Raw genomic sequence first — 16940 nt, 5'->3', positions numbered from 1 at the left:
CATTTACAGGGCTATTTAGATGAAATCGCTTTCAAGTTCAACAATAAGGGAAAGGATTTGTTCAACCTGCTTATCTGTAAAATAATTCAAGGAAGAAATGAAATTGCCACTTTATAGGAAATCGCCCATCAAGGGGACAATTTTACCGAGTGAGATTCCTCCCTCTAGGGAGGATTAAGGAGGGTGTTTTTAAATACAAAATATTTTATAAACCTAACAATCAGAACTTTAAAATGAAGTTGAATAATTTAAGTTAAATCGAGTTACGTTAAAATCTTAGAATACGTTAAATTTAAGTTTGAACTAAGTTAGTTAATTAAAAAAGCCCTTTTGAATATGAATTCAAAAGGGCTTTTTGTTACTCTATTTAGATAGGGTTGGTATTTTTTTATTAAACAGCTTTTTGCTTCTCTTTCATTTTCTCTAACAACATAAGTTCATGCTTAATTTCTTCCTTTCGTTTATTGAATTTACGAAATTTCTCATCTCTGGCCTCTTGGTTTTTAATACGCTGTTGACGTCTTAATTCTTCTTTCTGAGCCTCTCTTTTCTTTTCTTTTTTAAGCTTCATTTTTTCCATAGCTACCGACAAATATGAGTAACCATACATACTTAAGAATAGCAGTGCAATTATGCTTAATATTACGTAACCGTTTTCCATCTTTTTTAAATAAATATTTAGAAGTTAAAAGCTTAAAAAGAAGCCGTTTAGCTGTTAAAACAGTGAACTTTTATATAAAGATAGAAAAAATCATTTCTCATTTAAAAAGAAAAAAGGTGAAATACTCAAAAAGTAGTTGAATGAGCTAATTGATTAAAAAAACAGAATATGTATTATTATAAATTCAATAGTCCTTACTTAAATTTGACTTCAAAGCCTTTTTTCTTCCACTTGGTAATTCCGCCTTCTAAATCGTAAATTTCTGTAAAACCAGCATGACGTAATTTTTTACTACTTTTTGCACTGCGATATCCAGATTTACAATACAAAATGATAGATTTGGTCTTATCAAATTTTTTGATCTCCGAATCAAAAGTGTCCGAAAAGAAATCTATATTTTTTGCCCCTTCTATATGCCCCTCATTAAATTCTTTTGGGGTTCTAACATCTACAAGTTGTACGGTATTTTCAGCTAAAAGTGCTCGCACTACTTTTGGAGAAACCACCTTTATTATGCCTTTAGACGATGACTGTTTACAACTAGTCACATATACACCAAATAAGGTACATAAAAATATTAATAACCGCTTCATTTAAACAATCAATCTAAATCAACCAAATCACCTGTCCATTCTAAAATACCACCTTCAAGATTATAAGCATTTTCAAAACCTAATTCTTCCATGATGTTACAAGCTTGACCACTTCTATTACCAGAACGACAATACACGTAATAATTCTTACTTTTATCTAAATCTTCAATTTCTGAAATAAACTCTTGCCCTTTGTATATATCTATATGAATGGCATTAGGTATAATTCCATCAGCAACTTCAGCATCCGTTCTAACATCTAATATAATTGCGTTATCGTCATCAGCAAGTTGTGATGCCCATTCTTCTTGTGTTAAATCTTCCATTTTTGTTTAATATAAATTATGCATGCAAAATTAGTACATCTAAAATTATAGACGAAAAAAAATCCGAAGTATTACACTTCAGATTTCTGTTAATATTTAGTTATGTCTAAATTATCATTTTAACAAGGGTGATAACTTCTAAAAAAACAATCATTAGTATATTCTAGACTTTAATAGAACAACCTATAGCTTTGGTTTCTGTCTGTTTAACTTCCTTTCCTTCTAAAAGCGCATCAACTGCGTTCTCCACATATTTTGTCTTTACTGCCGAGGCATCTTTATAATTATCATCTATCGCTCCAATGTATTTTACAACGTTACCGCCATCTGTTTTTTGCAATAAAAATACATGAGGTGTTTTAGTAGCTCCATACTTAGGGTAAACTTTTTGCCCCTCATCAATTAAATATGGAAAAGTAAACCCCTTGCTCTTTGCACGAGCTTTCATAGCTTCCAGATTGTCCCCCGGTTTTACATCCGTATTATTTGGCATAATGGCAATGACTGGATATCCTTTTGAAGCATATTTATTGTTTAAAGCAATAAGCCTATCTTCATACATAACAGCATACGGGCATGTATTGCAAGTAAATGTTACAATAAAACCTTTAGCGTCTTTGTAATCTGATAATGATACCATATTACCATCTACATTTTTAAGTGAAAAATCTTCAGCTGTATCACCTATTTTGTACCCATTCCCTGGAATGCTGGTTTCATTCACTACAAATGCACTAACAAAAAGTACAACGAGTGTAACTGAAATTATTTGAATTACTTTTTTCATCTATTTAAAGTTTATAATTAATTTAAAAAATATTTAACTTCTGTTTCTAATTCCTTATAAGTAAATGATACTTCAAAAAATTTGCGATCATCATTTCTGTATATAATTGTTGCAGGTATGGCACCCGACCAATCTTTACTTACTTTTGGGATCCACGTGTCCATATCTGGATCATCTAAAGCAATCACTTTAGATTCCAATTTTCTTTCTTTAATAAATGGTTTTAATTTAGATTCATATAAATGTGGAAAATCTAAACTTACTAAAATAACTTCAACATTTTTATTACGATATTGCGAATTTAGTTTTTCAAAATATGGTAATTCTTTTACACAAGGGGCACACCAAGTGGCCCAAAAGTTAATAACATATATCTTATCATTTTTCTTATTCAAAAATTTTTCAAAACCATTATAATCGTAAACTTCTAATTCAAAATCACTTAAATTAGTATCACTACTGGCTTCTTTCTTAGCAATATCTGAGCTTTCGGCCGTTTTATTCTTGTGCTTGCAACTTGTTATTATCAATATTGCAATAATTAATAGTTTTAATTTCATAGCCTTAAATTTAATTAATACTTCAGTGTCTATATTATAGTTTAACAAACTTTTATATAAAAAATGTTTTAAACTATTGTGTATTTATATTTTCATTTCTATATTTGAACCAACAAAAAATAAAAATGAATACAATTTTAAACAATACTTGGTGGTGGAGCTTCAGAAACTTACGTTCGTGAAGGAAACCTAGTATATTTAAAACTCAAAATATCATAAAAGGCTTGTCATTCACGACAAGCCTTTTTTTAATTAAAAAATTACTGAAATAAATTCAGCATAATGACAACATATAATTTATACACGCATTACAAAAAAATTCTAGCAGATACTATTACACCAGTAAGTATCTACTTAAAAATTAGAGATAAATATCCTAATAGTATTTTGCTTGAAAGTAGCGATTACCACGCAAACGATAATAGTTTTTCTTATATCTGCTTTAATCCAATAGCTTCTATTAAGGTTGAAAATGAAATGATTAATCAAACGTTTCCCGACGGAAGTTCATTAGAGAAAACGATAACTGACAGTATTGATGTTTCAGAAGAAATCCATCAATTCACAAAACGATTTGATGTTAATTCGGATACTGAGTTTAAATTTATAAACAATGGTATTTTTGGTTACATAGCTTATGATGCTGTTCGTTATTTTGAAGATGTTGACATTTCGAAAAAAGATAATTCAATACATATTCCTGATGTCTATTATGCTGTTTATCAAAATATTATTGCTATAAATCATCATAAGAATGAGGCCTATATTTTTGCACATTGTCATGATACTGAAAGCAATATTGATGAGATAGACCACCTAATCAAGGTCAAAAACTTTGCATCATATGATTTTCATTCAAAAGGAAATATCACATCTGATTTAACAGATGATGAGTATAAAACACATGTGGAATTAGCAAAAAAGCACTGTGCCCGTGGTGATGTATTTCAATTGGTTTTATCAAAAAGCTTTGCACAGGAATTTAAAGGTGACGAGTTTAATGTATACCGTGCTTTACGAAGTATAAACCCTTCGCCTTACCTGTTTTATTTTGATTACGGAAACTTTAAGATTTTTGGGAGTTCGCCAGAAGCCCAACTTATTGTAAGCGAAGGTAAAGCTGAGATTCACCCCATTGCAGGAACATTTAAGCGTACAGGAAATGATTCTCAAGATGCCGAATTAGCTAAAAAACTGGTAAAAGACGATAAAGAAAATGCCGAACATGTTATGCTTGTAGATTTAGCTAGAAATGATTTAAGTAGACATGGAAGCCATGTTACAGTTGACACGTATCGTGAGGTTCAGTTTTTCTCACACGTTATTCATTTAGTAAGCAAAGTTACGGGTCAAAAACACAAAGACACATCGACTATGCAAGTGGTTGCAGATACATTTCCTGCAGGTACTTTAAGTGGTGCACCTAAGCACAGAGCCATGCAGCTTATTGAACAATACGAAAAAACGAGTCGTTCTTTTTACGGCGGAGCTATTGGTTTTATGGACTTTGAAGGCAATTTTAATCATGCCATTATGATTAGAACCTTTTTAAGCAAAAACCATAAACTACATTGGCAAGCGGGAGCAGGATTAGTTTCAAAATCTAATTCAGAAAACGAATTACAAGAAGTGTACAATAAATTAGGAGCATTAACAAAAGCTATTGAATTGGCTGAAGAAATATGATAAGCTAGAAGCTAGAAGCTAGAAGCTAGAAGCTAGAAGCTAGAAGCTAGAAGCTAGAAGCTAGAAGCTAGAAGCTAGAAGTAAATTAAAAAATATAAATGGAAACTCTAAATATAAATCAATCTTGAAATTCCGAAAACAAATGGGGCTTTAGCAATTTCCTTATTTTGACATGAACAAAGAAAAAAGTTAAACTAGAAAATAGATTCCTGCTTGCATAGGAATGACAAAAAAGATGATAAAAGTATTAGTTATAGACAATTACGACAGTTTTACATATAATTTAGTTCACTATTTAGAAGACTTAAATTGTGATGTCACTGTTGTTAGAAATGATAAATTGGTTTTAGATGATGTAGAACCATTCGATAAGATCGTATTATCACCAGGACCTGGCATTCCAGATGAAGCGGGTTTATTGAAACCTATTATTGAAAGGTTTGCTCCTACTAAAAGTATTTTAGGAGTTTGTTTAGGGCAACAAGCTATTGGTGAAGTATTTGGTGGATCACTCATTAATTTAGACGATGTTTATCATGGTGTTTCAACAAATGTAACCATTAGTGTCGATGACGAACCTATCTTTAAAGGTTTAGAAAAAGACATAGAAGTTGGCAGGTATCATTCTTGGGTTGTGAATCCTGATTTACCTGATAGTTTGGAAGCCACTTCATTTGATGAAAACGGACAAGTCATGTCTCTACGCCATAAAGTTTACGATGTAAAAGGCGTACAATATCATCCAGAATCGGTATTAACACCAAATGGTAAAAAAATATTAGAAAATTGGCTTAATAGTTAGTTTTCAGTTGACAGTAGCAGTAGGTAGAACTTACTCAAACGAAAAACATACGTATAAATTAAAACAATTCTCTCCTTTTTAGAGAGATGTCGCAAAGAGACAAAGGGCTTATGAAACAATTATTAAACAGACTTATAAATCACGAAAGCATCTCAAGTGAAGAGGCAAAACAAGTATTGGTAAACATATCTAATGGTATGTATAACCAAAATCAGATTGCTTCTTTTCTTACGGTTTTTATGATGCGCAGCATTACACTGGAAGAATTACGCGGTTTTAGAGATGCTCTTTTAGAACTATGTATTGCCATAGACTTAAAAGATTTTAATGCTATTGATCTATGTGGAACTGGTGGAGACGGAAAAGACACCTTTAATATCTCTACCCTATCTTCTTTCGTATCAGCTGGAGCTGGCATAAAAGTAGCCAAACATGGTAACTATGGGGTATCTTCTGCTTGTGGATCTTCAAACGTCATGGAGTATTTAGGTATTAAATTTTCTAATGATGAAGATTTCTTAAAACGAACAATAGACAAAGCTGGTATTTGTGTTTTACATGCACCTTTATTCCATCCTGCAATGAAAAATGTAGCACCTATTCGTCGTGAATTAGGTGTAAAAACATTTTTTAACATGTTGGGACCAATGGTAAATCCTTCTTTTCCTAAAAACCAAATGGTAGGGGTTTTCAATTTAGAACTCTTACGGTTATACGGTTATTTATATCAAAATACAGATAAAAATTATAGTATTGTTCATGCTTTAGATGGTTATGATGAGATTTCTCTTACTGGAAACACAAAAGTTATCTCTAATAATTCTGAAACTATGTTTTCTCCAGAAGATTTAGGAATTTCAGCTATTTCTCAAGAATCTATTTTTGGAGGAAATACGGTAGAAGATGCTGCTAAAATATTTATGAATGTGATTCAAGGAAAAGGTACCGAACCTCAAAATAATGTAGTCTGTGCCAATGCTGGTTTAGCTATAGCAACCACAAAACAAATTAGTCACAAGGAAGGATTCGAGCAAGCAAAAGAATCGTTACTTTCTGGAAAAGCGAAAGCAAGTTTAGATACATTAATAGAAATGAGTTGAAAATAGTTTGCAATATACAAGCAGTAAGCAGTTTTGCTCACAGAATACTGAATATTGCCAACTGAACACTGAACACTAAAAAATGACCATACTAGATAAAATAGTAAAAGATAAACACGAGGAAGTTGCCCTACGTAAAGGCCTAATTCCAGTATCCCAATTAGAACAATCCGTTTTGTTTGAAAGAGAAACTATCTCTCTCGCAAACAATTTACGTCATAGTAACTCAGGAATTATTGCAGAACATAAAAGGCGTTCACCTTCAAAATCAGTAATAAATCAAAGCTTAAACGTTCAAGATGTAGCAAAAGGCTATGAAGATGCTGGTGTTTGTGGTATGTCTGTATTAACTGACGGAAAATACTTTGGAGGGTCTTTAGACGACCTATTACTTGCCAGAGCAAGTTGTAATTTGCCTTTACTTCGTAAAGAATTTATTATAAACGAATATCAATTGCTGGAAGCCAAAGCATATGGAGCAGATGTTATTTTGTTAATAGCGGCTATTTTAACCAGAGAAGAAATCAAACAATTTTCGGAATTTGCAAAAAGCCTGAATTTGGATGTTTTGTTAGAAGTTCATAACGAAGAAGAGCTTCATAAATCTGTGATGCCTTCATTAGACATGTTAGGTGTAAATAATAGAAATTTAAAAACGTTTGACGTTAGTTTAAAAACTAGTAAAACATTAAGTGAGTTGATTCCTAATGATTTTGTGAAAGTTTCAGAAAGTGGCATTAGTAATATTGAAGCCATTAAAGAATTAAAACCTTATGGGTATCAAGGCTTTTTAATAGGAGAAAACTTTATGAAAACAGATAATGCCGGTAAAAGTGCTAAACAATTTATAAAGAGCCTCCTCTAACTCCTCCAAAGGAGGAGAACATATACTCTTATGAAAAAAGAAATAAAAAAAATATCACAAACAAACAAAGTCCCTTCTCCTTCGGAGATAGCTGGGGTGAAGCTAAAAGTTTGTGGAATGAAATATGAAGACAATATAATTCAAGTTGCAAATTTGCAACCCGATTATCTTGGATTTATATTTTATAAAAAATCTACAAGACACTTTAATACCAATATTCCGGAATTGCCAGAATCTATTAAAAAAGTGGGGGTTTTTGTTAATGAAATTTTAGAAGACGTCATTGAACAAATAAATAAACATCAACTTCATGCAGTTCAATTACACGGAAAAGAAACACCAGAGTATTGCCAAAAATTAAAACGTCATTATGAGGAGCAAAGTGACGTGATAACCTTATCAAAAGAAGCAGACCGCCATGCTAAACTAGTTTCAGTATCTCACAAAAAGAACTTGAAACAGGTTCGTCTTGAAATAATCAAAGTATTTTCTATTAAAGACGAATTCAATTTTGAGGTTATAAAACCTTATGAAGATGTTTGTGATTACTTTTTATTTGATACAAAAGGAAAATTACCAGGAGGCAATGGTTATACATTCGATTGGAATGTGTTAAATCAGTACCCATCAACAAAACCTTTCTTTTTAAGTGGCGGTATTGGATTAGAGCAAGTTGAGGACATTAAAAAATTCAAACAAAGTAAAGCTTCAAAATTTTGCTACGCTTTAGATGTAAACAGCAAATTTGAAATAGAGCCAGGGTTAAAAAGTATTGAGAAATTAAAAGAATTTAAAAAAACATTTGTCATTCCGCACTTGATGCGGAATCCATTATAAATTATAACTAAAATTAAACAGATTCCCTCCATAGTTTATCTTGAGCGAAGACGAAAGGAGGGAATGACAAAAAACATGAAAAATTATAACGTAAACGAAAAAGGGTATTATGGTGAATTTGGAGGTGCATATATTCCAGAAATGCTATATCCTAATGTAGAAGAGTTGCGCCAAAACTATCTAAAAGTGATGGCAGAACCTGAGTTTCAAAAAGAATTTGATCAACTTTTAAAAGATTATGTAGGACGTCCTTCCCCGCTCTATTTTGCGAAACACCTTTCAGAAAAATATAATACCAAAATTTATTTAAAACGTGAAGACCTTAACCATACCGGAGCGCACAAAATAAATAATACTATTGGGCAAATACTCATGGCTAAGCGTTTGGGTAAACATCGTATTATCGCAGAAACTGGAGCAGGGCAACACGGTGTTGCTACTGCTACCGTTTGCGCTTTAATGGGACTGGAATGTATTGTATACATGGGAGAAATTGACATTAAAAGACAAGCTCCAAATGTAGCTAGAATGAAAATGTTGGGAGCTACCGTTATCCCTGCGCTTTCAGGAAGTCGAACTTTAAAGGATGCTACCAACGAAGCCATTCGAGATTGGATCAACAACCCGGTAAACACGCATTATATTATAGGATCTGCAATCGGACCCCATCCTTATCCAGATATGGTTACCAAATTTCAATCGGTTATTTCTGAAGAGATTAAATGGCAATTAAAAGAACACGAAGGGCGTGAAAATCCTGATTACATAGTTGCCTGTATTGGAGGAGGAAGTAATGCTGCTGGTACCTATTATCATTATTTACACGAAGAAGATGTTAATATTATTGCTGTTGAAGCTGCTGGTTTAGGAATCGATTCTGGAGAAAGTGCTGCAACATCTGTTTTAGGGAAAGCAGGTATTATACATGGTTGCAAAACTTTGTTGATGCAAACAAACGATGGTCAAATAACTGAGCCCTACTCTATTTCGGCAGGTTTAGATTATCCTGGTGTTGGTCCTATGCATGCACATTTATGCAAAACTGGACGTGCTGAATTTATGGCAATCACAGACGATGAAGCCATGAAATCGGGATTAGAATTATGCAAATTAGAAGGCATTATTCCAGCAATAGAAAGCGCTCATGCATTAGCAATTTTTGAACAAAAAATATTTAAACCTGATGATGTGGTGGTGGTGAGTTTGTCTGGTAGGGGTGATAAAGATTTGAATACATACATAAATTATTTTAATTTATGATTTTTTGTATTTCCGTGAAGACGGAAATCTCATAATCAAACTATGGACAAACATTATGTTTACATACTAACTAATAAAAATCACACAACATTATATGTTGGTAGGTCAAAACAATTAAAACAACGTTTAGTACAGCATAAAAATAATAGTTTAAAAAGTTTTACTGGAAAATATAATGTAACCAAGTTAGTATATTTTGAGACAACTAAATATGTAAATAATTCTATAAAAAGAGAAAAACAAATAAAAAAATGGAATCGGGAATGGAAAATCAATCTGATAAACAGTTTAAATCCAGATTGGAAAGACCTTTCAGAATATATTTAAATTTTGAAATAAAATCAAGCAGATTCCCTCCTACGAGGGAATGAAAAAAATTTATTTACAATGAACAGAATAAATCAAAAACTAAAAGAAGACAAGAAGTTACTTTCCATATACTTCACAGCAGGTTACCCAAACATTAACGATACTGTTTCTATCATTCAAGATTTAGAAAAAAATGGTGTTGATATAATCGAAATAGGATTACCTTTTAGTGATCCTTTAGCAGATGGACCAACCATTCAAGCAAGTTCTACACTAGCCTTAAAAAATGGCATGACTACCGAGGTGCTTTTTGATCAATTAAAAAACATTAGAAAATCAGTTAATATCCCTTTAATCATCATGGGTTATTTTAATCCAATGTTTCAATATGGTGTTGAAGCCTTTTGCAAAAAATGTCAGGAAATAGGTATTGACGGCTTAATAATACCCGATCTACCAGTAGATGTATACCATGAAAAATACCAAACCATCTTCGAAAAATATGGCTTAATAAATGTGTTTTTAATAACACCACAAACCAGTGATGAACGAATTCGTTATATAGATTCCATTTCAAACGGTTTTATTTATATGGTTAGTAGTGCAAGTACAACGGGAGCCAAAGTTGGTTTTGGAGAAGAACAAACCCAATACTTTGAGCGCATAGGTAACATGAACCTTAATAATCCTCAAATTGTTGGATTTGGCATTAGTAACAACCAAACTTTTACACAAGCAACTCAATATGCCAAAGGGGCTATTATTGGCAGTGCATTTGTAAAACATGTTACCAATGAAGGTGCAAATAGTATTGATAATTTTGTAAACTCCATATTAAACTAGATTTATGAAGTGGTATTTAAAAGTCCTAATAAATAATTATGCAACATTTAGTGGTAGAGCAAGACGTAAAGAGTTTTGGATGTTCTTTTTATTTAACTTAATCATAATATTTGGACTATCACTCTTACTTGATTTTATCTCTGGATTCTTTGATTATGATATTGTACCTCTTGTTTTGGGTATTTACCTACTTGGAATTCTTATTCCTTACTTCGGAGTGGCTGTAAGGAGGCTTCATGACTCTGGGAAAAGTGGCGGGTATATATTTGTCTATTTCATTCCATTTATTGGTGGTATCTGGTTTTTAATTTTAATGGCAACTGAAGGTGATAAGGGTCCAAATCAATATGGTCCAGATCCAAAATCTCCAAATTCTGATGAGATTGACGACATTGGAAAACCTCTATTAGACAACTAAATCATGGCTTTAAATATTGTTTTAATAGAACCTGAAATCCCTAATAATACTGGTAATATTGGCCGTTTGGCTTTAGCTTCTGGCTCTCACTTACATTTAGTAAAGCCCTTTGGTTTCGAGATTGATGATACACGATTAAAACGAGCTGGCCTAGACTATTGGCAGCATTTGTTAGTGACATACTATGATAATATTGATGATTTTTTCCTTAGAAATGAAAATCAAAAAATGGTTTTTCTCTCCAGTCATGGAAATAAAAATCATTGGGACATTCCTTTTGAAGATAACTTGTTTTTAATTTTTGGTAAAGAGTCTGTAGGCTTATCAAAACCTCTTATTGAAGCCAATCAAAATAAACTTTTTAAAATACCCTTATGTAGTGAACATGTTAGAAGTTTAAATATTGCAAATGCAGTAAGTATTGTCGTTTATGAAGGATTGAAACAATTGCAAGAATTCAAACTTTAATTTTTAAGAAAAATGAAGTCGTACGAAATAAGTAATAATCAATTGACTTTAAGAATTAAAAGATCACCTGTTTTTGTAAGATCAATAATGTTCCTGTTTACCTTTCTTTTCTTTTTTTCTCCATTAATAGGAATAGCTTTATTTATATCAACAGGATATCGATTTCATATTGGTTTTTTAGTTTGGATGGGATTATTTGGCCTTATGGGTTTTTACATGTTAAGAGTTTCCTTATGGAATACTTATGGTTATGAAACAATTCATTTTAATGAGCAAAAAGTAACTTACGAAGCCAATTATGGTTGGTTCAAGGATGGGAAAAAAACTAAAGAAATAAGTCCGCTTAAGTTTTCAATAAAACAAGTTGGCTACAAAGAAGACAAAAAAGGCACTTTAATTATTGGAACCGAAGACTCATATATTGAATGCGTAACGAAAATGCCTATTCATGAAATTAAAGAATTAATAGAAAAATTAGAGAGTAGTCACTAACTACATGGAAACCTATTAATACATCTATTGGTGAAGGCATGGTTGATTTTTAGTTAAATAAAATATATTCATTGTTATATCTAACATTAATATAAAATCCGCTTAGTATTATTTCTTTCGCTGCTTCAACATATTTAAATACATAACCTCTACTTTAGTTCGTGCCCAAGGGGTACGACGTAAAAACTTTAAACTCGATTTTACAGAAGGGTTATCTGTGAAGTACCTAATTTTAATAGTATATCCCATATATTCCCAACCATAGTGCGCTACTAAATCATTAATGATTTGTTCTAATTTCACACCATGTAATGGATTATTGGACTGTGTTTCCATAACATTTACTCTACTAAACTTTTAATTTTCACAGCTTTCTCAAAATGATCTAGCTTATGCTCCATAATCCACCAAGTTGCAGCTTCCATAAGCAGCTCCGGATTATCATTTTTATTTGCAAAAAAAGCATAAAAAGAAACCCCTACATTGGTACCCTTATCTTTTATTTTTTTATTACAAACCTCAATAATCTTATCCTTTAAAATTTTCTGCATAATATTTAACGTCTTCTATAATTATTTTTCTTAGGACGACGACTGGAGGTATTACTTCTTTGTCCTCCTACTTTTGAATTTCCAGAACTAGAATGACTTCTTGATCTATTTCCTCCTCCACGCTGTTGTTTTTTTACAGGAGCCGTAGAAGCATTGGGGTCAGGTTCAAAGCCTTCAATAATTTCTACAGGAAGCTTCATCGCTATCAACTTTTCTATGTCACGCAAATATGTTGTCTCATCTGCACTAACCAGAGATAAGGCTTCTCCCTTAGCTCCAGCTCTTCCCGTTCTGCCTATTCTATGCACATAATCTTCAGGAATATTAGGCAATTCAAAATTTATAACATGTGGTAATAAAGGAATGTCCAAACCTCTGGCTGCAATATCCGTGGCCACTAAAACGCGAATGCTTCCATTTTTAAAACCTGCCAAAGCTTTTGTTCTAGCACCCTGACTCTTGTTACCATGTATAGCAGCTGCACTAATATTAGAACCCACCATCTTTTTACAAAGCTTATTGGCACCGTGTTTAGTACGCGTAAAAACAAGCACTTGTTTCCAGTTACCATCAGAAATCAATTTAATAATTAAACCCGTTTTTAAACCTTTAGCAACACGATAAACCTTCTGACTTATAGCTTCAACAGTCGTATTTTCTGGTGTAGCTTCAACCTGCACTGGGTTATGTAAAATACCATGTGCTAATTTCTTTATGTCTTTTGAAAATGTTGCAGAGAACATCAAATTTTGCCTTCTGGTTGGCATCATTTTTATCACACGTTCAATATCACGTAAAAAACCCATATCCAGCATACGATCTGCTTCATCTAAAACAAAAATTTCAATTCTCTTTAGAGACAACAAACCTTGGTTTTCTAAATCTAATAAACGCCCAGGTGTTGCTACTAAAACATCGATACCCTGACGAATCCTTGCTACTTGTGGTTTCTGATTTACCCCTCCAAAAATAACAGCACTTCTTAGGTTTAAAAACTCGCTATACTCCTTAACGTTATCATATACCTGCGCTGCTAACTCTCTAGTTGGAGTTAATATTAAAGCACGTATTGGTCTATACTTTTTATTCGGGTTTTCAGAAAGAAAATGCAAAAGTGGTAATGTAAAACCTGCTGTTTTTCCCGTACCAGTTTGTGCAGATGCCAAAACATCCTTCCCTTCTAAAATGGGAGGAATTGCTTTTTGTTGTATAGGCGATGGTGTTGTGTATCCTTTTTTGCTAACAGCTTTTAGCAAGGCCTGAGATAAGCCTAATGAGTTAAATGACATATAAATTGTTTGGTAAGCCCTTTTTACTGGGAAAATGAGATGACAATTTACAAATTAAACACCACCTCTTTGATTAAGGCGCAAATGTACAGCTAATTTTCTCCACGACCTTTTAATTATTCATTTTAAAAGAAAACAACTAACTTCGTCCTTCGTTTAAAAACACTAAAATTTAGTATGAAAAAAATTGCATTACAATTAGGATGTTTAGTGCTCTTAATATCAAGCTGTTCTAACAAACAAAATACAACAATACCTGGCTATATTGAAGAACCACATTCTTTTTCTAAACCCAATGAAGCTGTCATAACACATCTGGATTTGGATATTAATGTAGATTTTGATAAAGAAATAATACAAGGTAAAGCATCTTATTCAATTAAAAATAATAAGGCATCACAAATTATTCTTGATTCAAAATTCTTAACCATTGAAAGTGTGCAAGCAGATGGTAAAGACACCTCATTTTCTTTAAGTGATTTTGATGAACAACTAGGGAACGCTTTAAAAATAGATATTAACAAGGATACAAAACACATTACAGTCTTTTATAAGACCTCTCAAGAAACAGAAGCTTTACAATGGTTAAAACCCCAACAAACTGCGGATAAAACACATCCTTTTTTATTCACACAAGGTCAAGCTATTTTAACACGAACCTGGATACCTATTCAAGACAGCCCGCAAATTAGAATCACTTATAATGCAAAAGTACAGGTGCCAAGTGATTTAATGGCTGTTATGAGTGCAGAAAACCCTAAAGTCAAAACACCAGATGGTCATTACTATTTTAAAATGGCACAGCCTATTTCTCCTTATTTAATTGCACTTGCTGTTGGTGATATTGAGTATAAAGCCATTAGTAACCGAACAGGAATTTATGCCGAAAAATCTATGGTAGAAAAAGCACATTACGAGTTTTCAGATATGGAAAACATGGTGGCTTCTGCAGAAGCGTTGTATGGAAAATACGCTTGGGAACAATTTGATGTCATCGTGCTTCCTCCTAGCTTTCCTTTTGGAGGTATGGAAAACCCACGATTAACGTTTGCTACACCTACAGTAATTGCCGGTGATAAAAGCTTAACATCTCTGATAGCTCATGAATTAGCACACTCTTGGTCTGGAAACTTAGTAACCAATGCCACTTGGGATGATTTTTGGCTTAACGAAGGATTTACAGTATACTTTGAAATGCGCATTATGGAAGTCCTTTACGGAAAAGACAGAGCTAATATGCTCGCTCGTATTGGAAGACAAGATTTAGAAGAAGAGATAGAAGGTTTCAAAGATACCCCAGACGATACAAAGCTAAAACTGAACTTAAAAGGGCGTAATCCCGATGATGGCATGAATAGCATTGCATACGATAAAGGATATCTTTTTTTAAGAACATTGGAAGAAACTGCTGGTCGTGAAAAATTTGATGATTTCTTAAAAAACTATTTTCAAAAACATGCTTTTTCAACAATCAATACAGAAAAATTCGTTAGGTTTTTAAATGAAAACTTATTAGAAAAACATGATATAGCATTCAATACAGAGGAATGGATTTACAAGGCAGGCATCCCTGATAATCAAGCTATCATTACTTCCAATAAATTTGAAACGGTTGAAAAAACAATCCAGCAATTTGTTAAAAACAATGCAGTAGACAAAACACTTACTAAAGATTGGACAACTCAAGAATGGGTTCACTTTGTTCGGAATTTCCCTAATGATATTAAAACGGAACATTTGATCATGATTGACGAAGCTTTCAATTTAACCAACTCTAAAAATTCGTATATCGCTATGGTTTGGTATGAACAAGCTATTAATCATAACTACCATGGAAATAATGTCGATACTAAAATTGAAGATTTTTTAATAAAAGTTGGCAGACGTTGGTATGTTTCCACCATTTATAAAGCCTTTAAAAGAAATGACAAAACAGATGTTGCTTTAGCTATTTATAACAAAGCAAGATCAAATTACCATTCGGTAACAGCTAACACTATTGATGATTTGTTGGGGTTTAAGTAGGATTAATGTTTATGATACTAAAATAGCTCGATAGCATCACACAACCAAAGAATAGATTCATTATAAAATGTTTAAGATCAAAATGTCATGTCGAACGCAGTGAGACATCTCATAATCATTATAGTATAAAATCTAATGTGATATCTCGATCGTACCTCACTCGATATGACAACTAACTAAAATAAGCTTTATAAAACAAAACCCTTCAAAAAAACTCACGATACTGCATTACCCTAAAATCAAAGGTGTTGAATTTAGGGTTTTTCGCTTTTAATTGTTTGTATAAAGGAATTCTACTTATTGAAATATTAGCAGCACCAGACCCAGAAGTTAAAGACACTGTTTTGATGATTCTTAATGAGTTTTCTACAAGATCTGTACTGAGCAAAGTCGAAGTGCTCGATTTGACGGGTAATTTAAATTGATGAATTCGAGGGATTTCGTTTGAAACCAATTCTAACTTGATATTATAATTTCGTATGTGTTTTCTAAAAAAATATTCCGGTCCATTTTTGCTGTTTCCTCCGGTAAACAACAACGTATCGATGTTTGGGTATTGTTTTAAATAACCAATAACATCCCGAAGTTTTATGTTTTGCATCCCTAAATCGGATGCATCCATTTTTTCACGTTCGGCACTTTCAACAATATCGCAAACGCCTATTTTATTTTTAATCAAAAATTGTTTGCGTTGCTCGATGGCTTCTTGCGAATTATCATAACGTAAGTTTAAATCATGAATTTTATCAATAAATAACCATAGCGAATTATAATAGCTTCCATAACAAAAATTCACATCTTTTTCTAATAGTTCACCTGTTGAAAATCGAGGCGGTGGTAATGTTCCAACGATTAACTTTTTAGTATCGTTTTGTATAAATGGTTTGTATGGGTGCTTGTGTTTAAACATATGTTATTCTCGCGAAGTCGGGAATCTTTTTAACCTTTACTTTATTTATAATGGATTCAGTATTGCACTTTAAGCCCTATTTAAGCATTTAATAGCCCCCAAATTATTTCTTAAAAGTAGTAAAATAGATATAATATCAAATTAACTTCGTAAGAATA

The 16940-nt window shown here is 32.5% G+C and carries 21 protein-coding genes; 12 read left to right on the top strand and 9 right to left on the bottom strand.

What is annotated here, in order from left to right:
* Window positions 1-391: 391 nt before the first annotated feature.
* From EM932_RS16590 to EM932_RS16570, 5 genes are all read right to left on the bottom strand, one after another.
* Window positions 392-661: a hypothetical protein gene (locus tag EM932_RS16590; protein WP_135878324.1), complete on the bottom strand. Its 270-nt coding sequence runs from the start codon at window positions 659-661 to the stop codon at window positions 392-394.
* A gap of 194 nt (window positions 662-855) precedes the next feature.
* Window positions 856-1254 (bottom strand): rhodanese-like domain-containing protein, encoded by a 399-nt coding sequence (locus EM932_RS16585; RefSeq protein WP_135878323.1) that lies wholly within the window; start codon window positions 1252-1254, stop codon window positions 856-858.
* Between the two features lie 8 nt (window positions 1255-1262).
* Window positions 1263-1580 (bottom strand): rhodanese-like domain-containing protein, encoded by a 318-nt coding sequence (locus EM932_RS16580; RefSeq protein WP_135878322.1) that lies wholly within the window; start codon window positions 1578-1580, stop codon window positions 1263-1265.
* 163 nt (window positions 1581-1743) lie between these two features.
* Window positions 1744-2367, bottom strand: a complete 624-nt coding sequence (locus tag EM932_RS16575) for a thioredoxin family protein (protein ID WP_135878321.1) — start codon at window positions 2365-2367, stop codon at window positions 1744-1746.
* 17 nt (window positions 2368-2384) lie between these two features.
* Window positions 2385-2927 carry a TlpA disulfide reductase family protein gene (locus EM932_RS16570; RefSeq protein WP_135878320.1) on the bottom strand — a complete coding sequence of 181 codons (543 nt, stop codon included), beginning with the start codon at window positions 2925-2927 and terminating at the stop codon, window positions 2385-2387.
* A gap of 282 nt (window positions 2928-3209) precedes the next feature.
* Between EM932_RS16570 and EM932_RS16565 the strand changes: the two genes are divergently transcribed.
* The 11 genes from EM932_RS16565 to EM932_RS16515 all read left to right on the top strand — a co-directional run bounded on the left by EM932_RS16565 (window position 3210) and on the right by EM932_RS16515 (window position 12007).
* Window positions 3210-4613, top strand: coding sequence for an anthranilate synthase component I family protein (locus tag EM932_RS16565; protein ID WP_135878319.1), 1404 nt, complete (start codon window positions 3210-3212; stop codon window positions 4611-4613).
* A 235-nt stretch (window positions 4614-4848) separates the two neighbouring features.
* Window positions 4849-5415 carry an anthranilate synthase component II gene (locus EM932_RS16560; RefSeq protein WP_170179829.1) on the top strand — a complete coding sequence of 189 codons (567 nt, stop codon included), beginning with the start codon at window positions 4849-4851 and terminating at the stop codon, window positions 5413-5415.
* Between the two features lie 110 nt (window positions 5416-5525).
* On the top strand, window positions 5526-6515 hold the full coding sequence (trpD, locus tag EM932_RS16555; RefSeq protein WP_135878318.1) for an anthranilate phosphoribosyltransferase: 990 nt from the start codon (window positions 5526-5528) through the stop codon (window positions 6513-6515).
* Window positions 6516-6597: 82 nt separating this feature from the next.
* A complete protein-coding gene (gene trpC / locus EM932_RS16550) occupies window positions 6598-7380 on the top strand; it encodes an indole-3-glycerol phosphate synthase TrpC (RefSeq protein ID WP_135878317.1) in 783 nt (260 codons plus the stop codon).
* Window positions 7381-7476: 96 nt separating this feature from the next.
* Window positions 7477-8217 carry a phosphoribosylanthranilate isomerase gene (locus EM932_RS16545; RefSeq protein WP_135878326.1) on the top strand — a complete coding sequence of 247 codons (741 nt, stop codon included), beginning with the start codon at window positions 7477-7479 and terminating at the stop codon, window positions 8215-8217.
* 75 nt (window positions 8218-8292) lie between these two features.
* Entirely contained in the window at window positions 8293-9477 is a 1185-nt protein-coding gene (gene trpB / locus EM932_RS16540; RefSeq protein ID WP_135878316.1) for a tryptophan synthase subunit beta, read from the top strand.
* Between the two features lie 42 nt (window positions 9478-9519).
* A complete protein-coding gene (locus EM932_RS16535) occupies window positions 9520-9804 on the top strand; it encodes a GIY-YIG nuclease family protein (RefSeq protein ID WP_135878315.1) in 285 nt (94 codons plus the stop codon).
* Window positions 9805-9864: 60 nt separating this feature from the next.
* Entirely contained in the window at window positions 9865-10629 is a 765-nt protein-coding gene (gene trpA, locus EM932_RS16530; RefSeq protein ID WP_135878314.1) for a tryptophan synthase subunit alpha, read from the top strand.
* 4 nt (window positions 10630-10633) lie between these two features.
* Window positions 10634-11047, top strand: a complete 414-nt coding sequence (locus tag EM932_RS16525) for a DUF805 domain-containing protein (RefSeq protein WP_135878313.1) — start codon at window positions 10634-10636, stop codon at window positions 11045-11047.
* Window positions 11048-11050: 3 nt separating this feature from the next.
* Window positions 11051-11515 (top strand): tRNA (cytidine(34)-2'-O)-methyltransferase, encoded by a 465-nt coding sequence (locus EM932_RS16520; RefSeq protein ID WP_135878312.1) that lies wholly within the window; start codon window positions 11051-11053, stop codon window positions 11513-11515.
* A 12-nt stretch (window positions 11516-11527) separates the two neighbouring features.
* Window positions 11528-12007, top strand: a complete 480-nt coding sequence (locus tag EM932_RS16515; RefSeq protein WP_135878311.1) for a hypothetical protein — start codon at window positions 11528-11530, stop codon at window positions 12005-12007.
* 108 nt (window positions 12008-12115) lie between these two features.
* Here the strand turns inward: EM932_RS16515 and EM932_RS16510 are convergent, their stop codons facing one another.
* From EM932_RS16510 to EM932_RS16500, 3 genes are read right to left on the bottom strand one after another with little or no spacing between them, the layout of a single operon-like run.
* Window positions 12116-12343 (bottom strand): VF530 family protein, encoded by a 228-nt coding sequence (locus tag EM932_RS16510; RefSeq protein ID WP_135878310.1) that lies wholly within the window; start codon window positions 12341-12343, stop codon window positions 12116-12118.
* Between the two features lie 5 nt (window positions 12344-12348).
* Window positions 12349-12558: a DUF6500 family protein gene (locus EM932_RS16505; RefSeq protein ID WP_135878309.1), complete on the bottom strand. Its 210-nt coding sequence runs from the start codon at window positions 12556-12558 to the stop codon at window positions 12349-12351.
* A 5-nt stretch (window positions 12559-12563) separates the two neighbouring features.
* Window positions 12564-13847 carry a DEAD/DEAH box helicase gene (locus EM932_RS16500; RefSeq protein ID WP_135878308.1) on the bottom strand — a complete coding sequence of 428 codons (1284 nt, stop codon included), beginning with the start codon at window positions 13845-13847 and terminating at the stop codon, window positions 12564-12566.
* Window positions 13848-14024: 177 nt separating this feature from the next.
* Here EM932_RS16500 and EM932_RS16495 point away from each other — a divergent pair, with 177 nt between their 5' ends.
* On the top strand, window positions 14025-15872 hold the full coding sequence (locus tag EM932_RS16495; RefSeq protein ID WP_135878307.1) for a M1 family metallopeptidase: 1848 nt from the start codon (window positions 14025-14027) through the stop codon (window positions 15870-15872).
* Window positions 15873-16077: 205 nt separating this feature from the next.
* Here EM932_RS16495 and EM932_RS16490 read toward each other — a convergent pair whose 3' ends face one another.
* Window positions 16078-16782 carry a uracil-DNA glycosylase family protein gene (locus EM932_RS16490; RefSeq protein ID WP_135878306.1) on the bottom strand — a complete coding sequence of 235 codons (705 nt, stop codon included), beginning with the start codon at window positions 16780-16782 and terminating at the stop codon, window positions 16078-16080.
* Between the last annotated feature and the right edge of the window lie 158 nt (window positions 16783-16940).

It is taken from the genome of Flavivirga rizhaonensis, assembly GCF_004791695.1.
Classification (GTDB): Bacteria; Bacteroidota; Bacteroidia; order Flavobacteriales; family Flavobacteriaceae; genus Flavivirga; species Flavivirga rizhaonensis.
This window is presented reverse-complemented; position numbering and strand designations above follow the sequence as displayed.